Here is a 17,681-nt window from a genome sequence, read left to right on the forward strand (position 1 = left end):
TCCGCTATGTGTCAGGTGCGGACATTGTTATAAATGCCAATTGATATAACGTCAGCTCGTTTATCTCATCTTACAGAACCTCAACAACTTCAAACTCTTCCATAATCAACTCCATATCTTCAGAAAAATGACCTTCCTGGGTGAAAAATCGTTGATGCTCTCTCTGCCAATATTCAAGGCTCAAATCGCCTTCACCTTCCTTGCGAGCTAACTCGGCAGTAACATCACAAAAACACACCAGTTGCATCGACACCAGCCTGGTCACGCATACCGGTACATCCTGGCCGTCAAGGATGATGTTATAGCTCCCAATCCTTGGGGCAAATTCTTCCTTCTGATAAGAGGCATAAGAGCCACAGGAGGCCGTTTTAATCCCTTTTTCTATAAGTGCTGCAAGCTCGTTAGCCAGTTCAGGGCTGTCGCCCATTTGCCAGGCATTCGCGTCCGGATATTTCATCTTTAGTTCATCAACCTTACCCATTACACGTCCTTTCTGATTGTAAATAATAGAGAAATAGCTGAGCATTAATTGTTCGAATATTAACAGTGATGCTTTCTTGCTAATATCATAGTTCGTTTTTCGCTCAAAGCGGGCTGTTTGGTTCTTTTTCATGTGGGGTGAGAAATTCAAGGAGGCGTTGAGACGTTTAAATTTTCACAACGCTACTTTGCGCCATTCTTTACCTCAATCATCATGATAACGATCGGTTTGACGAAAGTGATCGCGCCTACGCGGATATTATCGTGAGTATGCTTCATCGCCATTGCTCCCCAAATACAAAACCAATTTCAGCCAATGTCTCGTCCATTTTTTCGATGAACTCCGGCACCATCTCGTCAAAACTCGGCATGTACTTCTCATGTCAGGCTACTTATTTCCTGAACGGGGTTTTGCTATCACGTTGTGAATTTCAGAAGCGGTAATGACGCTGAGCCGTAATTTGTGCCACGCATTATCTCCCTGTTTGACAGCCCTCACGTCGATCCCGGTACGCAGCAGGATAATGTCCGGTGCCATGACGCCACCTTCTGCTCTGTGGCTTTCTGTTTCAGTAACCAGTATAAATCAGGCAGCGGCTAAAGTGGCGCAGACAGGAATTCAGGTTATCGATGGTATATAAACGAACATCAATGAATGCACCGGGATGAAACCGGTGAGTTAAGTTCAAACTGTAGTACAATTCTCTCCGGTATTAACAGGAAAGACTATGCTATGAATCCTTATATTTATCTTGGTGGTGCAATATTTGCAGAGGTGATTGGTACAACCTTAATGAAGTATTCAGATGGCTTTACACGGTTATGGCCCTCTGTTGGTACAATTATTTGTTACTGTGCATCATTCTGGTTATTAGCTCAAACATTGGCTTATATTCCTACAGGGATTGCTTATGCTATCTGGTCAGGAGTCGGTATAGTCCTGATTAGTTTACTTTTCTGGGGATTTTTCGGCCAACGTCTGGATCTGCCAGCCATTATAGGCATGATATTGATTTGTGCCGGAGTGTTGGTAATTAACTTGTTGTCACGAAGCGCACCACATTAAAAATAATTTCTTTTTAATCAAATGGAATATGTCAGCCCGCATGTAAATGCGGGCTGCTTTTTACAGGTTAGCGTTTGGGTTTTGTTGTTGGGTGGTGGTTTTCATAGGGACTCCCAGATTTTTAGTAAACCACTCAACAACCCTGTTTATAATAATTGGCTGATACCATGTATTATCTCCATGCTCAGCCCCTTCTACCAGCACGTACTCAGCATTATTGCCGTTCTTTTTCAACATTCTGAATAGTTTGGCACTTTGCTCCGGTGAAACCAGAGTGTCTTTGCTACCATGCATAATAAGAAATGGGGGTTTTACTCCTTTCATATGTCCGATTGGGCTGGCGTTTAGCGCTTTTTCTTTTGACGCTGTGATGGGGGCTCCCGCAAAACTTCTGAATGCAGGGCCATTGATCATTAAAGCTTCGGTTACGGCAGGAGATCGATGAACCTCCTGCACTGATTCAGGGAACCCCTCACCAATATTCAACAAGTCAGAAATCCCATAAAGTGTGGCAACTGCCTGAACATCTGATGATTGCTGAAGAAAGTCACCTTTATCAAAGGTTTTGTCACCATTTGTAGTTCCCATCATCTGGGCAAGCCATCCACCGGCAGAGTCACCCAGAACTCCGATTCTTTGAGGATCAACCCCATAATCGCTGGCATGCTCTCTCAGGTAACGTATTGCAGCTTTTCCATCCTCAACTGGCGCTGGAAATGTATCAGGAATTGTTCTGTATTCTACAGCGGCTACAACAAAACCAGCTTCTGCCAGAGCCATTCTCATTTCAATAAATTTGTCATGTTCAGAAGACATGAATCCGCCGCCAGGATAATAAATAATGGCTGGTTTCAAATCATTTGTTCGCGGGACAAGAACTGACATGTGAAGCTGTCTGACAGAACGGGTCCCTTTTATCTGGGAATAAACAACATCACCAATAAGATCGACCTGGTTTCTGGTCGATGAAACATTAATGACATCTGCACCAGGGGTGTAACCAGGAAGATTAGTCTGGACAGTTGTTGAACAATTCCCGACCGACATGACTACTGACATACCATACAACAATGTTGCGGATGATAGTATTTTGTTAATTTTCATATTTTACATGCCTTGACTTATCGGATGAAATTTTCTTAGCGAATTTAACGGCAACTTAAGAGTTGTACAACAGGAGGCATCTTAGGAAACTCAACAAGATGCAAAAAATCCTTGTCAGTGAAATTGCGCGTATTCTGGTTCAAAAATAGCCGTCTATAAATCATACTAACTTATGCCCGCATGACTAATAATAAACCTAAAATCTATTTAGATAACATCAATATGATTCGTGCATATTATGGTTAATGCTGGGGTCTATTTTATAATTATGATTGCTTTTGCATGAACATTGCGTCTTTATGCATAATGAGATAAAGGAATATCAAATAAAATAACGATAGGTCATAACAAAGAGGTTTTTATGAAAAAACTTATCGTTTCAAGTGTATTGGTATTCATCACATTTTCTGCGCAGGCCGCAGAGTTTCAGGTCACAAGTAGTGAAATAAAAACAGGAAAACAACTTACAAAGTCTCATATCTTTTCCGGATTTGGGTGTGAAGGTGGCAATATATCGCCCTCATTAACCTGGTCTGGTGCCCCTGAGGGCACTAAAAGTTTTGCCGTAACTGTTTATGATCCAGATGCACCTACTGGTAGTGGTTGGTGGCACTGGACTGTTGTTAATATTCCAGCAACAGTAACATATTTGCCTGCTGATGCAGGAAGACGTGATGGTACAAAACTGCCGACAGGTGCTGTTCAAGGCCGAAATGATTTTGGCTATGCCGGATTTGGTGGTGCATGTCCTCTGAAAGGGGATAAACCGCATCATTACCAGTTTAAAGTATGAGCTCTGAAAACTGACAAGATTCCTGTAGATTCTAATTCCAGCGGAGCGTTAGTTGGTTATATGCTTAATGCCAATAAAATCACAACCGCTGAGATAACACCAGTTTATGAGATAAAGTAGGGTGAGAGTATGCTGGCAAAAGGTAAGACCAACCTAAGGATTGAAGAAATACGGATGCATAAACATCATGAGACTCATAGGGTTAGGGCTATTGTGCCAGCTTTATGTCGTATCCGTCAGGGAAAAAAATTATCAATTGGGAGACGCATAGTTTGACTGTTGATAATAATCAAATAATGTTATTTCCATGTGGACATGAGTTTTATATTGCGAATTATCCAGAAGCAGGTCTTTATCTTGCAGAAATGCTTTACTTTCCCATTGAACTAATTGAAAAATCCCAAAATTTTTTTGCGGTAACTGATCAAACATGTAACAAAACAGGGTTCTGTTTACCTCAGAACCCTGAGTTAATATATTGTTGGGAGCAGCTAAAAATATCTATTTTTCGAGGTTTCTCAACTCAAATTCAGGAGCATTTAGCAATGGCTGTTCTACTTTCGTTAGGAGTAAATCATGCTAATTATTTACTTTTATCAGATAGTAAACAATCACTGATAAGTCATTGTTATAACCTGCTGCTATCCGAACCAGGAGCAAAATGGACAGCAAACAAGGTTGCGAGATTATCTCTACATTTCTGTTTCCACATTACATCGCCGTCTGGCAAACGAGGGGGTAAGTTTTCAAAGTATATTGGACGATGTGAGGTTAAATAATGCGTTGTCTGCTATACAAACGACTATAAAATCCATAGGCGAGATTGCCAGAGAAAATGGTTATAAGTGTCCTTCTCGTTTTACTGAAAGATTCCATAATCGTTTTAAGATAACACCAAGAGAGCTAAGAAAGGCTTCCAGAGAGTAAAAGTATTTTAACTGTATCGATGTTTTTGGGAAATCAAAACGGCATAATTACCCTATCGGAGCCTGAACAACTCCGGTGGCTTCTGCGCTAAACAGGGACGTTTATGCGCACATACAATCTAAACCCTTTTCTTCCATCAGAGATGCAGAAATGCACCTGCGATTTTTTGTATCCAGCGTTTGACCTCTGTGGAGGTGAAGCGTAAACCTGAGCTGAAGTTATCCGAAATGCCAACGCTGCTCGGATATACCGTCTACCTGGTGGGAGAAGAAACTATGTCAGTATTGTCATGGCAAGGGAGAAGTCAGCACGGTGAGCAGAGGGTGTAAGGGTAAAGGTATTGTCCTGGATAAAAAAGAATCCGGCTTCATGGCGTGCCTGTTTATAAGATGTGCGGACGTTGCAATGGAAATTGGTTTAGTCGTTTACCGCCCCCCAGGTGCGATGTCATGTCCAGAAGCTGGTTCCAGACATGACGGATTATCAATGGGATAAAGGATATGCTGACGTTATTGATAAACTGGTTACAAAGTGCTGGCAGGAAGAAGCGTATGTGAGGTGCAGTTAAGGAAATTGACAATATAAATAATTTTCAGCGAAGATGGCGGCATGATGCTTGCTTTTTGCTTCAGAAAACATGGGTGAGATTTTCTCAACGATGGGCTTTGTATATCCGGTGTTGAGAAAAAGTAGAAAACCCGCTAATGAGAGTTTTTTGTGTTTTAAATTGGAGGGGGTGGCTGGATGTCTAAAATAAACATTGCTTCTATGTGTACAACTATGCGTTAATGATTGCGTCGGTTTGAAGAACAGACGATATACGAAGTAGTTTACTAAAGCAGTTCTCATTTCAGGTGTTATTCACTTATTCCTTCTTTGAGTCTCTCCAATTAAGTACGAAGTCGTTTCTGTTATACAAACCATTTATGCCGAAAGGCTCAAGTTAAGGAATGTAGAATGTCAAATAAAATGACTGGTTTAGTAAAATGGTTTAACGCTGATAAAGGTTTCGGCTTTATTTCTCCTGTTGATGGTAGTAAAGATGTGTTTGTGCATTTTTCTGCGATTCAGAATGATAATTATCGAACCTTATTTGAAGGTCAAAAGGTTACCTTCTCTGTAGAGAGTGGTGCTAAAGGTCCTGCGGCAGCAAATGTTATAATTACCGATTAAAATCCAGGACTCGACTGTATACGATAACGAAGATGGCTGATGCCTGAGTAGAGATGCAGATAGAGTAATGGATATAGAATCCCATTTTGTGGTGAAGTACAGGTTTGCTGTATGAATAGTTTAATAGCAGAAGCTAACTGCTGGCATAGTAAAACAAAGTGCGTAAGTGGGTGACTCCCACAAAAAGCACCACAATCTCAAACCCGCTCAGGCGGGTTTTTTCTTATCTGATTTAAATATATTATTAAAATATCAAAGCTCTTGATAAGTAATCAAAAATCAGGCAACAGCTTTAAGATTTGTTTGGAATACTTTGTTGCAATGAGGGCAGATTAAAAGGGCACCTTTTTGTACTCTGGAAAAACTGTGTTCTGATTCTTGGGTGCAGTTTGGGCAGGAGCATTTAACGAGATAATTACGGCGTGATTTTGAGTCTTTACGTTCTGACATAGGCTTTTCCTGTGTAAATGGTCGTATACAATACACTAAATAACAAAACATATCGCGCATTATTATTTAATACATGGTTTTTAACCCTATTATTTTAAATTTCTGTTTTTTAGTGTTGTTGTGAACAATGTTTGCTGTAAAAACTAACCCGTAGACTCCGATCTTTTCAAACATACTGCACCATTCGCGCACATCGGGGTGAGGATATGAAATCCATTGATAATAACAACTGGCGTCGCCTGTGGCACATCGGCCTGTAATGCTGGTTTCTGGGCATTGCCGGAACTCCGTCACATTTCAAGATTAAAGAAGAGAGGCGTAAGACTGCGAGAGATGAATGATGCCGCCATCATTACGCAAGACTGTTGCGGTTGCTATTACTTCCAAAAATCGTTATTTCCCTCAGAGTGAGGAGCAGAAAAAGAGAATATGAGACAGGAATGCTCCTCTTATAACTGGACTTGGTGACTAAAATTTTGCAGGCCCTTTCCGGCAATCCGGCAGACTACGGGGGGGAAGGCGCGCGGGTTTTCTCTATTTATGAAAATTTTCCGGTTTAAGGCGTTTCGTTCTTCTTCACAGTAACTTAATGTTTTTATTTAAAACACCGCCTAAAAAGAAAGAAAACGACAGTTACTGAAAATGGGCTTTTTGGCCTCTGCCGCTTCCTTCTCTGTTTTTTCCGTGGAATGAACAATGGAAGTCAACAAAAAGCAGTCGGCTGACATTTTTGGTGCGAATGTCCGTACTATTCAGAACTTACACGTGCGCAGACCGACGCACAGGAGCTGAAAATACCAGAGACTCTGCTGAAGTGGTGGAAACCGCATTTTGTACTTTTGTGCTTTCACGGATTGCAGGTGAAATTGCCAGTATTCTCGACGGAATACCCCTGTGGTGCAGCAGCATTTTCTTGAGCTGGATAACCGGCATATTGATTTCCTGAAACGGGACATCATCAAAGCCATGAACAAAGCAACCGCACTGGATGAACTGATACGGGGCCGAGTGAATATATCGACCGCTGTCTGGAAGACTGTTATGTGCCAGAAGCAGATGTACTGAGCCTTCATCAACTTTGCGGCAGGCTTTATCTCCACGTGGGACATCACCTAAAAACAAAAATATGACGGCTTAATACTGAGAGAACACTAAATGTAGAAATTATGTCTACTTAGTTCGGACCAGAGTGCTGTTTTTTTATTACGTCGTTGAGACCATCATACTTCCTCCAGTAAAGGAGATAAAAATGGAAAAATTATTTACCCCGTTTCAGGTCGGTGACACTAACTTGGCAAATCGCGTCGTTATGGCACCAATGACCCGCTCACGGGCAATTTCAGACGATACTCCAGATGAACTGACTGCAAAATATTATCAGCAGCGCGCATCTGCAGGGCTCATTATTACAGAAGGATCGCAAATCTCCGTCCAGGGACAGGGTTACCTTTTCACTCCCGGAATCTACAGCGATGCTCAGGTGCAGGGATGGGGAAAAGTTACAAAAGCGGTCCACGACGCTGGCGGAAAAATTTATATTCAACTTTGGCACGTCGGGCGAATTTCTCACACAAGTTTGCAGGCTAATGGACAGGCCCCCGTCAGTTCGGTGGCAGTTAAAGCCAATAATTCCACCTGCTACGCACGCGACGAAAACGGCAAACCCGGTCCGGTTCCGGTATCGGAACCCCGTGCGCTGTCGATCCCCGAGATTAAAGCCGTGGTGCAGGATTACGTTCAGGCCGCTAAAAATGCTATTCGGGCGGGCTTTGATGGTGTTGAGATCCACGCCGCCAATGGCTATCTGCTTGAGCAGTTTATTAATGGTGGGCTGAATACTCGCAAGGATGAGTACGGTGGCGCGGATACTGACAATCGCCTGCGCTTTGTTCTGGAAGTGACTGACGCAATCTCTACGGCCATCGGCTCAGGTAAAACGGGTATCCGCCTGGCTCCCTTCGGGCGTCTGTTTGACATGCGTCCTTTTGATGGCGAGGAAGAAACCTGGCTGATGCTTGCTGATAAACTCAGCGCCCGTTCTCTCTCGTATGTTCATCTGAGCGACCAGCAAACACTGGGAGAACAGGCCATCCCTGCCGGGTTTATTGAAAAATTTCGTGCAGCTTATTCCGGACCTTTGATTATTACCGGTGGCTTTGATAAGCAGCGTGCCGAAGCATATCTCCAGGAGGGGAAAGCTGACCTGATTGGTTTTGGTCGGCCTTACATTGCGAACCCGGATCTTGTGGAACGAATGGTTAATGACTGGCCGTTGAATGACGTTAACCGGGCAACGATGTACGGCGGAGATGAAAAAGGCTATACAGATTACCCCTTCTGGTCCGATAGCAGGGAATAATTAATCAAGCAGGCCGTCTTCCGCAGCCCTGACCAGGGTATCCACTACATAGCGGATTTTGGGCAGCAGTTGGCGGCTTTTTGGCCACAGCGCGCTGATAGGCATCTCCCCGCCGGAGTGTCCGGGCAGCACTTCCCGCAATTTACCCTCGTCGAGATATCTGCCCACCAACCAGAGGGGGAGTTGCGACAATCCCCCTCCCGCCAGGGTAGCAGCGAGCATCGCGTCACCATCGGCAAACTCATGGGGCGGCGGAGGGACAAAGCGGCTGATTTGACCATCCCCCTCTTTCAGCAACCACGAAACAGGCTGGTTACGGCGAAAGCCGACAACGCACTGATGGTGATTCAGGTCATCGATACTGACAGGCTCGCCGTGGTTGAACAGATAATCTGGAGAGGCGCAGATCACCAGCTTCTGGGTTGTCAGTCTTCTGGCAACCAGCCCACTGCTGTCTGACAGCTCACCAATGCGAACGACAAGATCGATCCCCTCATCAATCAGGTCAACGAACCGCTCGCTGAACGTAACGGTCAACGCCAGTTCGGGGTAGCGTCGGGTGATATCAAGCAGGATAGGAAGGATGCGCTGTCGTCCGAAGGCTGCAGGTAAATCTACCCGCAGGCGCCCGGAGGGCTGGCAGGTATGTGACGTCAGTTCCGCCTCAGCCTGCTCCAGGATATCTATTGCGCTCTGGCAACTGGCAAGAAAACGCTCGCCATCAGGCGTCAGGCTCAACCGACGGGTGGAACGTTGAAAAAGCTTCAACCCGAGGCGGTCTTCCAGACGACTGACGCTTTTTCCTATGGCAGACTTTGTCAGCCCCAGCTTTTCCGCTGCTGCCGTAAAACTTCCTTGCTGGGCTGTGGCGACAAAAGCCGTAATTCCCCCCAGATGATCTGTTCTTCTCATAATTGTCCGTGAGAGGTATTAGCCCTGTATACATAGATTTATTTTACAATAAATTGAAAACGATTTGTAGAATCTATGTCTACTCAGAGACGAGTGAAAGCGTGTTTATCGCACGAAGAAAAACAGCCATAGTCACCTTCTCTATTACGCTTCATCTAAATTGCAAGACGATGCCGGATTTCGCCGGCCAGTTTTACAAAAACATGAATTAATACAGAGGAGAATATGATGTTATCTGCTAACGGTTTCAAACATGTGGGCTTTCTTACCCGTAAAAAAGGACAGAGCTTCGACGATTTTGTTAAATACTGGGATGAGGTACATACAGCGATAGCGCTCAGACTCCCCGGCTTAAGAGGTTATGTACTCAACCCCATCGATCGGGAAAAATATCCCGATTCCCCCGTCGACGGTTTCTCCGAACTGTGGTTCGACTCACTTGAAGACGCTATCGCGGCATTCAATTCTCCCGTCGGTAAAGAAGCCTATGACGACGTGTCCAATTTTGTTGAACATGCTGCCATTACCTACATCACTGAAATCAGAAAGCGCTAATGCCTTAACATGCCGGGAGCGGTAGAGGTACTGGATTTAATGCGGAGTTTTTAGGTAAATCTAAGATAAGGTGAAGAAATCTGCCATAAAGGCAGATTTCTTAAATTCATAATTAGAGATTTGCAACGTTATGATATACTTTTTGAACATCATCATCATCTTCAAGGGCATCAACAAGTCCCTCAAAGATTTCTAAATCTTCTGGTGAAAGCTCAACTTCTGATTGAGCAATCATTTCTAATTCTGTTGTTGAGAACTCAGTAATTCCGGCTGCTTTTAGCGCTGCAATTCCTTTGTGAAGGTCTGTAGGCTCAGTATAAATAACGATATTTCCTTCTTCTTCGGTCACATCGCGAACATCAACTTCAGCATCAAGCAAAATTTCAAAAATATGGTCAGGATCTGTTCCTTTAAATACAATCACTCCAGTATTGTCAAACATATAGCTGACAGAACCTGCCGCTCCGATATTTCCGCCTTTTTTGTTGAAAATTGTGCGAACATTAGCAATCGTGCGGTTAACATTTGAAGTTAACGTTTCGGCGATAATCATTGAACCATTGGGGCCAAAACCTTCATAACGTCCTTGTACGAACGTTTCATCTCCGCCACCTTTAGCTTTATCAATTGCTTTATCAATGACGTGTTTTGGAACTTGTGCCTGCTTCGCACGCTCAATAACGAATTTTAAAGATGTATTTAATTCAGGGTCTGGTTCACCTTGTTTAGCTGCAGCATAGATTTCTACACCGAATTTTGCATATATTTTAGACGTTGCACCGTCTTTAGCCGTTTTTTTAGCAACAATATTGGCCCATTTACGTCCCACTGGAATGATCTCCTCGAAATTTATTTACATTACCGACAAGTTGATAACTTGTGTTTTTTCATCGTATTATATTATATCATAACATGAAAAAATTCGTCTATGGGAATATAAAATATTCTATTTTCACGCAAGGATATTTAATTTTAACGATGTTAATTATTGTCGATGCGTTATTTTATAATTTCATTTTTCATTGTTAATAATTAAACCGCAACAATAATGTCGCGGTATGGTTGATTTTGACACCTGAATGCCTTATTAAGGAGGCGCGGTTTTAAATTGGCGGTAGCCCATATTTAGCTCGGGCGCGATTACATGCCTCATTAATTTCTCCATGCTCGCCAGACATGGCGAATTCTCTACATGTGGATGAGCGATTCTTGTATATTGTGCAGCAGGCGTTTTTTCCAGGCGTTCCAGCCAGGGCAACACAGCGTGGATTCTTCTGGTTAGTACCGCGCATACATCGGTGGTAAGGGGATATCTGCTCAGTCAGATGAGCCGGTATGGTGCCGCCTGCATCATCAGCTTCGGCCCAGTAAAAAGAGACGCGGAAAAATGCACAACAGGCACCACACGTCATGCATGGATTCGGATTGCTCATAATTCACCAGTACTACTATTTAAATATCACAACGAAACCGCAGACACGTCATATGAAAGCACGTGCCTGCGGCAGGCTGGCGAACTTTCTATAGTGCGAGTATTGAATGATTACCAGCCGTTATCAATTTTACATATCTATTTAGATATGACCAGACAAGTTGAATGCAAACTGGAAGAGTTAATCTTTACAATTTGTAACGTGGTGGTTTGTGAAAAGTGAACGTCTTATGTAACCAGAGTCTGTATTATATTGTCCCTATAGTCCGACTTGCTAAATATAGCGATTAGTGATTTCTTTTTAATTCTAATTGGTTAGGTAAGTTCATCAGAAAAAGTTATTTTTCTTGTTTTAACGTGTAAGGCTTATATTACTGCTATCCGTGTTTCACATTCATTCTAGTGATTTTGCTGTATGTATTGGTGCTGATTTGGGATGTGGCTATTGAGCGACATGGTCTGGCATCTCCATCTTATGAGCTGGAGCCGCCGCTATCGAAGAAAAGACGCGGGGGCACGTACTGGAAAATTAACACCCACCTTACCAGCGAGGCCCCATCGACGTTGTGCCAGTTCATCATATCCTTACTTATTGATAGCTTATGTATAAAAGTGAAGGGGACACAGAGAACTTTGCCTGACCAATATTCTTGTTCCGTTTTGTTGTCCAATGCTTTTTCTCTGCTTTAAGTTACGGCATAGAGGGCAAAATTTCATCAAGAGTATGGATATTTCTGGTTCTCTCTACCATGCTCTTTGTAGACGCCAGATTGAGCGAATGAACACAAAATAATGGCCCCGGGACACGCAAATGCGCAATACACTTATCCCCATCCTCGTTGCGGTGTGCTTGTTTCTTACTGGTGTGTCTATTTTGAATTTTCAGCTCTGGTATTCCGCAAAAGCAGAGAGCCTGGCGGGGGCGAGGTACGCCGCTAACAACATTAATCATATTCTTGAGGAAGCGTCACAGGCGACTCGAACGGCAATGAAAATTGCCGGGAAGAGGTGCGATCTGGATGAACAATACCAACTAGGTACAGAGGCTGCGCTGAAACCACATCTGCGGACGATCATCATTCTCAAACAAGGTGCAGTCTGGTGTACATCGCTACCAGGTAATCGGGTTCTGCTATCCCGTATTCCTGTTATATCTGACAACAATTTGCTATTGGCTCCGGCGATCGACACCGTAAATAGATTACCCATCCTCCTTTATCAGATTCAATTCGCTGATACGCGTATCATGGTGACAATTAGTGACCAGCATATCCGCGGGGCGCTCAATGTGCCGTTGAAGGGGGTGAAATATACTTTGCGCGTGGGGAATAGCATTATTGGACCGTCAGGAGATGTGACAACTCTCAATGGCAGCCATCAATTTTCTGGACGGGTAAATTCCACAGAATATCATTTCAGTATTATCTATAACCAACCGCCGCTATTTAATTTCACCAGACTTATCGATAAAGGTTTGGGTATTTTGATATTCAGCCTGTTAATCTCCTGTTCTGCTGCTTTTTTGCTTGATAAATATTTTAACAAGAGTGACACGCCTGAAGAGATCCTGCGTAGAGCAATAAGCAATGGTGAAATTGTACCTTTTTACCAACCCGTGGTTAATGGCCGGGAAGGGACGTTACGCGGCGTAGAAGTACTTGCCAGGTGGAAACATCCTCGCGGAGGATATATTTCACCCGCAGCATTTATTCCACTTGCTGAAAAATCAGGGTTGATAGTTCCGCTCACCCAAAGTCTGATGAACCAGGTCGCCACACAAATGAACGCGATCGCAAGTAAACTGCCGGAAGGTTTCCATGTAGGGATTAATTTTAGCGCCTCACATATTATTTCGCCTACGTTTGTTGAAGAGTGTCTGAAATACCGGGACAGCTTCACGCGCCATGATTTGAATCTCGTTCTTGAGGTTACTGAGCGTGAAGCTTTGCATGTTGATGAAAACCTTGTCCAGCGACTAAATATTCTGCATGAAAATGGCTTTGTCATTGCGCTGGATGATTTTGGTACGGGGTACTCGGGACTTTCTTATCTCCATGATCTGCACATCGATTATATTAAGATTGATCACAGTTTCGTTGGTCGGGTCAACGCAGATCCAGATTCCACCCGAATTCTGGACTGTGTGCTGGATCTGGCGCGAAGACTTTCTATCAGTATTGTTGCCGAAGGTGTCGAAACGAAGGAGCAACTCGATTACCTGAACAAAAATAATATCACGTTTCAGCAGGGGTACTATTTCTATAAACCGGTGACGTATATTGAGTTAGTCAAAATTATTCTCTCAAAACCGAGGGTGAAGGTGGTTGTTGAGTGAATAGGTACTAATTCACGTAGCATGATGATGCCTGACTAAAAAATGATCGAAAAGACTCTGTGGTGGTGCAATTGTAGACAGATAATTAGCTCGTTGCGTCTTGTTACTATTGTTCATTATTTTGTTTGCTATAATTATCTGAAATTGTTTTCAGGATCGCCGTCAGTAGCATGAACAATAGTAATAGCCTGGATTATTTCACTTTGTATATCATCTTCTCCATCGCGTTTATGCTGATCACCATTCTGGTGATCCTGGTCGCCAAACCCAGCATCTGGCTGGGAGAAGTGCTGGTTACCATAAATTTAATCAATGCACTTGTTTGGTTGGTGATCAATTTGCTTAACCGATTAAGAGAAAAGTTTGTAAGTCAAAGGGATCAACATTAATCTTTTTCATTATATTTTGATAATCTGGACTTATAGGATATTTGATCAGGCGTGTTTATAAGTCCAATCATTGAATAATTAATCATTAAAACTGAAAAACTATCCGGGTTTAATTTGAGGAATTGCTTTGGCGGTGAGTAACGCGTATACGAATATGATTGCAGGGAAATAGTTTTTGTGAAGAATAAAAAACTAAATCAATAAAATCACCAAAATAAATAATCAGTGCTTCAGTATTGTCTGTAAGTCTGTTCACCCGCTAAAAATACACCGCGTCGAATCAATCGGCGCGGTGCTACATTATCGATTATTTTTTACCGATGGCACGCATGGTGTCATCAATTGCGGTAATTAACAGCATTTGCGGATCTTTGGCACAAACCTGATTCAGTTTTTCTACCACTTTGGCACTCAGTTCCGGTGATTGCTCAATCTTTAAATCACGGCTGGTAACGCTGGCGTTACCCATTACCGCAACGATATCTGCAACCTGTGCGCTGTCAGTTTTTGCCATTTCGTTGGCTTCTGCGCAGGTAATATAGGTTTCTGCTGGCAAACCATTCTTAATATTATAGTCCTGAGCCCAGGTCATTGGTGCGAAGACGAACAGCCCCGCAAGTAAAGCAAATTTTTTCATCATCATTCCTTATTTCATTTTACCCAGAATTGCACCACCCGTACCGCCAATTACGGCACCTTTAATTGCGCCTTCAAGACCATTGCCGGTCAGAACGCCAGTGACCGCGCCAACGGCGGCACCCACTTTTGCGCCTTTACGGGCATTTTTACCATCGTGGCCTTTTTCTGTTACTGCACCAACGCCAGCGCCCACAGCAGCACCTTTCAGTACGCCATTAACACCATTGCCAGTCAGTAAACCAACGCCTGCGCCTAACAGTGCACCTTTCGTGGTGCGATTCATATCCGCCATCGCTGGCGCGGAGCAGAGCAATGCTGAGATAAGCCCTAAGGCGAGTATTTTTTTCTTCAACTTAGATGTCCGGTATTTAGTAAGTTGCACACACAATAATTTCGTCTTCAATTAAGAACAGCTTAACTAAAGAACGCTCTCTATTATTCAGATAATTCAAAATGAGCGCGGTTTGTATAATAAGAATTATGGTTTTTGCTTGAATGGGAATAATCTTAAATAATAATTAACTCATTGATTTGAAATGTTTATTCAAGAAATGTCATCAAATGTTAACGTGGTATTGTAAAGGTAAGGTGATCTGAAATATCAATATTATTGTGTAATTTATATGTGAACAATATTTATCAGAAAACGTAATGTAAGTGATTATCTTCTGGCGGCAGTAATGTGAATCTGTTTGGCGGGGAAGGGGGTAGCCAGGCAGAGAAAAACTTAAATCGGATGTAATCTGACAGATACCTGTATAAATCACCGGTAACTGTCAGATCAGGTCTGAGCTAATACGGCTTATTTCAGCTCTTCTGCTTCCGGCAAGGTCACGTTAAGCTCAAGGATGGAAATATCACCATCTTTTTGCTCAAGCTGAACAGTCACCATCTCGGGATCGATTTGTACGTATTTACAAATGACATCAAGAATATCTTTACGCAACTGCGGCAGATAGTGCGGTTCTGCATCGCTGCGCCGGCGTTCAGCAACAATAATTTGCAACCGTTCTTTTGCAATATTGGCCGTGTTTTTCTTCCGTGAGAGAAAGAAATCGAGTAATGCCATAACTTATCCTCCGAACAAGCGTTTGAGGAAACCTTTCTTCTCTTCTTCAATGAAGCGGAAAGGGCGTTCTTCTCCCAACAGACGTTCTACGGTATCAGCATAGGCTTTACCCGCATCGGCGTTGATATCGAGAATAACCGGTTCCCCCTGGTTAGAGGCGCGCAATACTGATTGATCCTCTGGGATCACGCCGACGAGCTTGATGCGCAGGATCTCCAGTACGTCTTCCATGCTCAACATGTCGCCTCTGTTAACGCGGCCTGGGTTATAGCGCGTTAATAGCAGGTGCTCTTTAATCGGTTCTTCACCGTTTTCTGCTCGACGGGATTTCGACGCCAGAATACCTAAAATACGGTCTGAGTCACGAACTGATGAGACTTCCGGGTTCGTGGTTATAATAGCTTCATCTGCGAAATAGAGCGCCATTAATGCACCGGTTTCAATACCCGCCGGTGAGTCACAAACAATAAACTCAAAATCCATTGCTTTTAGGTCATCAAGAACTTTGGCGACCCCTTCGCGGGTAAGGGCGTCTTTATCGCGAGTTTGTGATGCCGGAAGAATATAGAGGTTTTCAGTACGCTTATCTTTAATTAAAGCCTGATTTAGCGTTGCATCGCCCTGAATGACGTTGACGAAATCGTAAACGACCCGGCGCTCGCAACCCATAATCAGGTCGAGATTACGCAAGCCGATATCAAAATCGATCACGACAGTTTTCTTTCCCTTCTGGGCCAAACCAGTGGCGATGGCCGCGCTGGAGGTTGTCTTTCCAACGCCCCCTTTCCCCGAAGTAACAACAATAATGCGTGCCATAAAAATTCCTTGTTAAAAAGGGATCAATTTAACGATTGAACGGTCAAAGCGTTTTCGACTAATTGCAGCCGTGCCGCTTTGCCATAAAATTCTGCTGGGATTTTATCACTCAGCCAGTATTCACCTGCGATAGAGACCAGTTCTGCCATCAGGCTCGTACAAAATATTTGTGCTTCCCGATCACCACTTGCCCCCGCCAGCGCACGACCGCGCATCATGCCATAGACATGAATGTTACCATCTGCGATCAATTCTGCCCCTGCGCTAACATGGCTTGTAACAATTAGATCACATTGTGGCGCATAAATGCGCTGACCGGAACGCACTGGGGTATCTATTAAGCGCGTTTTTGTGTCCGGCGTTGTATTTTTCGCAGGAGCCTGGGGGGCAGGAGCTGGACGCGGCGCTTTTTCCTTTCCTTCAGTCAGGATTGGCAACCCCATTTTTTCGATTTCAGCTTTCAGTTTCGCATTTTTGCAGCCACTGACACCAATGATCCGCAAGCCCGTTGCCGAGATAGCTTTATGCATTGCAGACCAGTTGACCTGTTCTTCGAGGCCACTGACATTGAGTACGATGGGGGCATGCTTTAAAAATGCGGGAGCCTGAGCGATTTTGTCTTCCAGCGCCTGATGAATAACCTTAGGTTCTGCCTCATGCAGATGAACCACAGATAAGGTGAAGCTGCTACCTTTAAGCTCGATTGGCGTGTTTGACATCCTGGCCTTACTCAATTAGCTAATTACCATCATCATCAGCGTGCGATGATATTACGAAGACTATAAGGCATGTTATAGTCTGGATTATATTGAGGCAAGTCACCCCCCCATTTATTCAGAGTAAAATTATGTTTTGTGTGATCTATCGAAGTAGCAAACGTGACCAGACCTATTTATATGTTGAAAAAAAAGACGACTTTTCGCGTGTTCCAGAGGAGCTGATGAAAGGTTTTGGTCAACCTCAACTTGCGATGATTCTTCCATTGGACGGGAGAAAGAAACTGGTAAATGCCGATATTGAGAAAGTTAAACAGGCATTAGCTGAGCATGGCTATTATCTTCAATTGCCACCACCTCCCGAGGATTTGCTGAAGCAACATCTTTCTGTGATGGCGAAAAATACAGACAGCACTAAAAAATAACCGATATCCGGCGGTGGCACCATATTTGTCGGAGCGGGTTT

At 43.5% G+C, this 17,681-nt stretch carries 21 protein-coding genes and 6 pseudogenes; 13 read left to right on the plus strand and 14 right to left on the minus strand.

From position 1 onward, the window contains the following. Positions 1 to 70: 70 nt before the first annotated feature. From A1SC_RS0121185 to A1SC_RS26155, 3 genes and pseudogenes are all read right to left on the minus strand, one after another. On the minus strand, positions 71 to 481 hold the full coding sequence (locus A1SC_RS0121185; RefSeq protein ID WP_001516236.1) for an ASCH domain-containing protein: 411 nt from the start codon (positions 479 to 481) through the stop codon (positions 71 to 73). Positions 482 to 663: 182 nt separating this feature from the next. Then, on the minus strand, positions 664 to 765 hold the full coding sequence (locus tag A1SC_RS24935) for a DUF1317 family protein (protein ID WP_309186804.1): 102 nt from the start codon (positions 763 to 765) through the stop codon (positions 664 to 666). Between the two features lie 106 nt (positions 766 to 871). Then, positions 872 to 1,018: pseudogene (locus A1SC_RS26155) on the minus strand (exonuclease); the annotation flags it as partial. A 195-nt stretch (positions 1,019 to 1,213) separates the two neighbouring features. On the opposite strand from A1SC_RS26155, the gene emrE reads away from it, so the two are divergent. Continuing rightward, positions 1,214 to 1,546 (plus strand): multidrug efflux SMR transporter EmrE, encoded by a 333-nt coding sequence (gene emrE, locus A1SC_RS18600; protein WP_016261938.1) that lies wholly within the window; start codon positions 1,214 to 1,216, stop codon positions 1,544 to 1,546. 60 nt (positions 1,547 to 1,606) lie between these two features. Here the strand turns inward: emrE and A1SC_RS18595 are convergent, their stop codons facing one another. After that, positions 1,607 to 2,650, minus strand: a complete 1,044-nt coding sequence (locus A1SC_RS18595; RefSeq protein WP_001516240.1) for an alpha/beta hydrolase — start codon at positions 2,648 to 2,650, stop codon at positions 1,607 to 1,609. 361 nt (positions 2,651 to 3,011) lie between these two features. Between A1SC_RS18595 and A1SC_RS23060 the strand changes: the two are divergent. From A1SC_RS23060 to cspB, 5 genes and pseudogenes are all read left to right on the plus strand, one after another. Next, positions 3,012 to 3,563: pseudogene (locus A1SC_RS23060) on the plus strand (kinase inhibitor). Positions 3,564 to 3,572: 9 nt separating this feature from the next. Next, a pseudogene (locus tag A1SC_RS24395) lies at positions 3,573 to 4,370 on the plus strand (helix-turn-helix transcriptional regulator). A gap of 103 nt (positions 4,371 to 4,473) precedes the next feature. After that, positions 4,474 to 4,575, plus strand: a complete 102-nt coding sequence (locus A1SC_RS24400) for a hypothetical protein (protein ID WP_077767216.1) — start codon at positions 4,474 to 4,476, stop codon at positions 4,573 to 4,575. Between the two features lie 56 nt (positions 4,576 to 4,631). Then, positions 4,632 to 4,955 (plus strand): annotated as a pseudogene (locus tag A1SC_RS24940) (antitermination protein); the annotation flags it as partial. Between the two features lie 372 nt (positions 4,956 to 5,327). Continuing rightward, complete coding sequence (gene cspB / locus A1SC_RS18590; protein WP_000066486.1) at positions 5,328 to 5,543, plus strand: cold shock-like protein CspB; 216 nt, start codon at positions 5,328 to 5,330, stop codon at positions 5,541 to 5,543. 279 nt (positions 5,544 to 5,822) lie between these two features. On the opposite strand, the gene ynfU is transcribed toward cspB, so the two are convergent. After that, on the minus strand, positions 5,823 to 5,993 hold the full coding sequence (gene ynfU, locus A1SC_RS25590) for a putative zinc-binding protein YnfU (protein WP_001405948.1): 171 nt from the start codon (positions 5,991 to 5,993) through the stop codon (positions 5,823 to 5,825). Between the two features lie 758 nt (positions 5,994 to 6,751). Here ynfU and A1SC_RS0121200 point away from each other — a divergent pair. Further along, positions 6,752 to 7,058 (plus strand): annotated as a pseudogene (locus tag A1SC_RS0121200) (terminase small subunit); the annotation flags it as partial. Positions 7,059 to 7,242: 184 nt separating this feature from the next. Continuing rightward, complete coding sequence (locus tag A1SC_RS18585; protein ID WP_016261941.1) at positions 7,243 to 8,352, plus strand: alkene reductase; 1,110 nt, start codon at positions 7,243 to 7,245, stop codon at positions 8,350 to 8,352. Here the strand turns inward: A1SC_RS18585 and A1SC_RS18580 are convergent, their stop codons facing one another. Beyond that, entirely contained in the window at positions 8,353 to 9,264 is a 912-nt protein-coding gene (locus A1SC_RS18580) for a LysR family transcriptional regulator (RefSeq protein ID WP_016261942.1), read from the minus strand. It abuts the gene before it with no gap. Positions 9,265 to 9,492: 228 nt separating this feature from the next. Between A1SC_RS18580 and A1SC_RS18575 the strand changes: the two genes are divergently transcribed. Beyond that, on the plus strand, positions 9,493 to 9,819 hold the full coding sequence (locus tag A1SC_RS18575; RefSeq protein ID WP_016261943.1) for an EthD family reductase: 327 nt from the start codon (positions 9,493 to 9,495) through the stop codon (positions 9,817 to 9,819). 112 nt (positions 9,820 to 9,931) lie between these two features. Here A1SC_RS18575 and A1SC_RS18570 read toward each other — a convergent pair whose 3' ends face one another. Both A1SC_RS18570 and A1SC_RS0121205 read right to left on the minus strand, forming a co-directional pair. Continuing rightward, positions 9,932 to 10,648 carry a YebC/PmpR family DNA-binding transcriptional regulator gene (locus tag A1SC_RS18570; RefSeq protein ID WP_000532916.1) on the minus strand — a complete coding sequence of 239 codons (717 nt, stop codon included), beginning with the start codon at positions 10,646 to 10,648 and terminating at the stop codon, positions 9,932 to 9,934. A gap of 274 nt (positions 10,649 to 10,922) precedes the next feature. Continuing rightward, the gene (locus A1SC_RS0121205; protein ID WP_010376212.1) at positions 10,923 to 11,252 is read right to left on the minus strand and encodes a YkgJ family cysteine cluster protein; all 330 of its coding nucleotides are present in this window, start codon (positions 11,250 to 11,252) and stop codon (positions 10,923 to 10,925) included. 52 nt (positions 11,253 to 11,304) lie between these two features. Here A1SC_RS0121205 and A1SC_RS26160 point away from each other — a divergent pair. The 3 genes and pseudogenes from A1SC_RS26160 to ymgF form a co-directional block, all read left to right on the plus strand. Continuing rightward, positions 11,305 to 11,390 (plus strand): annotated as a pseudogene (locus A1SC_RS26160) (capsid protein); the annotation flags it as partial. Between the two features lie 672 nt (positions 11,391 to 12,062). After that, positions 12,063 to 13,586 (plus strand): EAL domain-containing protein, encoded by a 1,524-nt coding sequence (locus tag A1SC_RS18565; protein ID WP_016261944.1) that lies wholly within the window; start codon positions 12,063 to 12,065, stop codon positions 13,584 to 13,586. 170 nt (positions 13,587 to 13,756) lie between these two features. Continuing rightward, the gene (gene ymgF / locus A1SC_RS18560; protein WP_001065870.1) at positions 13,757 to 13,975 is read left to right on the plus strand and encodes a cell division-associated protein YmgF; all 219 of its coding nucleotides are present in this window, start codon (positions 13,757 to 13,759) and stop codon (positions 13,973 to 13,975) included. A gap of 307 nt (positions 13,976 to 14,282) precedes the next feature. On the opposite strand, the gene A1SC_RS18555 is transcribed toward ymgF, so the two are convergent. The 6 genes from A1SC_RS18555 to minC all read right to left on the minus strand — a co-directional run bounded on the left by A1SC_RS18555 (position 14,283) and on the right by minC (position 17,218). Continuing rightward, positions 14,283 to 14,618 (minus strand): YmgD family protein, encoded by a 336-nt coding sequence (locus A1SC_RS18555; RefSeq protein ID WP_000979974.1) that lies wholly within the window; start codon positions 14,616 to 14,618, stop codon positions 14,283 to 14,285. A 3-nt stretch (positions 14,619 to 14,621) separates the two neighbouring features. Continuing rightward, a complete protein-coding gene (locus A1SC_RS18550) occupies positions 14,622 to 14,966 on the minus strand; it encodes a YMGG-like glycine zipper-containing protein (RefSeq protein ID WP_000726984.1) in 345 nt (114 codons plus the stop codon). A gap of 16 nt (positions 14,967 to 14,982) precedes the next feature. After that, complete coding sequence (locus A1SC_RS26165; RefSeq protein ID WP_228988174.1) at positions 14,983 to 15,120, minus strand: hypothetical protein; 138 nt, start codon at positions 15,118 to 15,120, stop codon at positions 14,983 to 14,985. A gap of 296 nt (positions 15,121 to 15,416) precedes the next feature. Further along, the gene (minE, locus tag A1SC_RS18545) at positions 15,417 to 15,683 is read right to left on the minus strand and encodes a cell division topological specificity factor MinE (RefSeq protein ID WP_001185664.1); all 267 of its coding nucleotides are present in this window, start codon (positions 15,681 to 15,683) and stop codon (positions 15,417 to 15,419) included. A 3-nt stretch (positions 15,684 to 15,686) separates the two neighbouring features. Then, positions 15,687 to 16,499, minus strand: coding sequence for a septum site-determining protein MinD (gene minD / locus A1SC_RS18540; RefSeq protein WP_000101053.1), 813 nt, complete (start codon positions 16,497 to 16,499; stop codon positions 15,687 to 15,689). Between the two features lie 23 nt (positions 16,500 to 16,522). Then, on the minus strand, positions 16,523 to 17,218 hold the full coding sequence (gene minC / locus A1SC_RS18535; RefSeq protein ID WP_001516251.1) for a septum site-determining protein MinC: 696 nt from the start codon (positions 17,216 to 17,218) through the stop codon (positions 16,523 to 16,525). Positions 17,219 to 17,346: 128 nt separating this feature from the next. On the opposite strand from minC, the gene A1SC_RS18530 reads away from it, so the two are divergent. Continuing rightward, complete coding sequence (locus tag A1SC_RS18530) at positions 17,347 to 17,640, plus strand: YcgL domain-containing protein (protein ID WP_001516252.1); 294 nt, start codon at positions 17,347 to 17,349, stop codon at positions 17,638 to 17,640. Positions 17,641 to 17,681: the final 41 nt, after the last annotated feature.

It is taken from the genome of Escherichia sp. KTE52, from assembly GCF_000408325.1.
Lineage (GTDB): Bacteria > Pseudomonadota > Gammaproteobacteria > Enterobacterales > Enterobacteriaceae > Escherichia > Escherichia marmotae.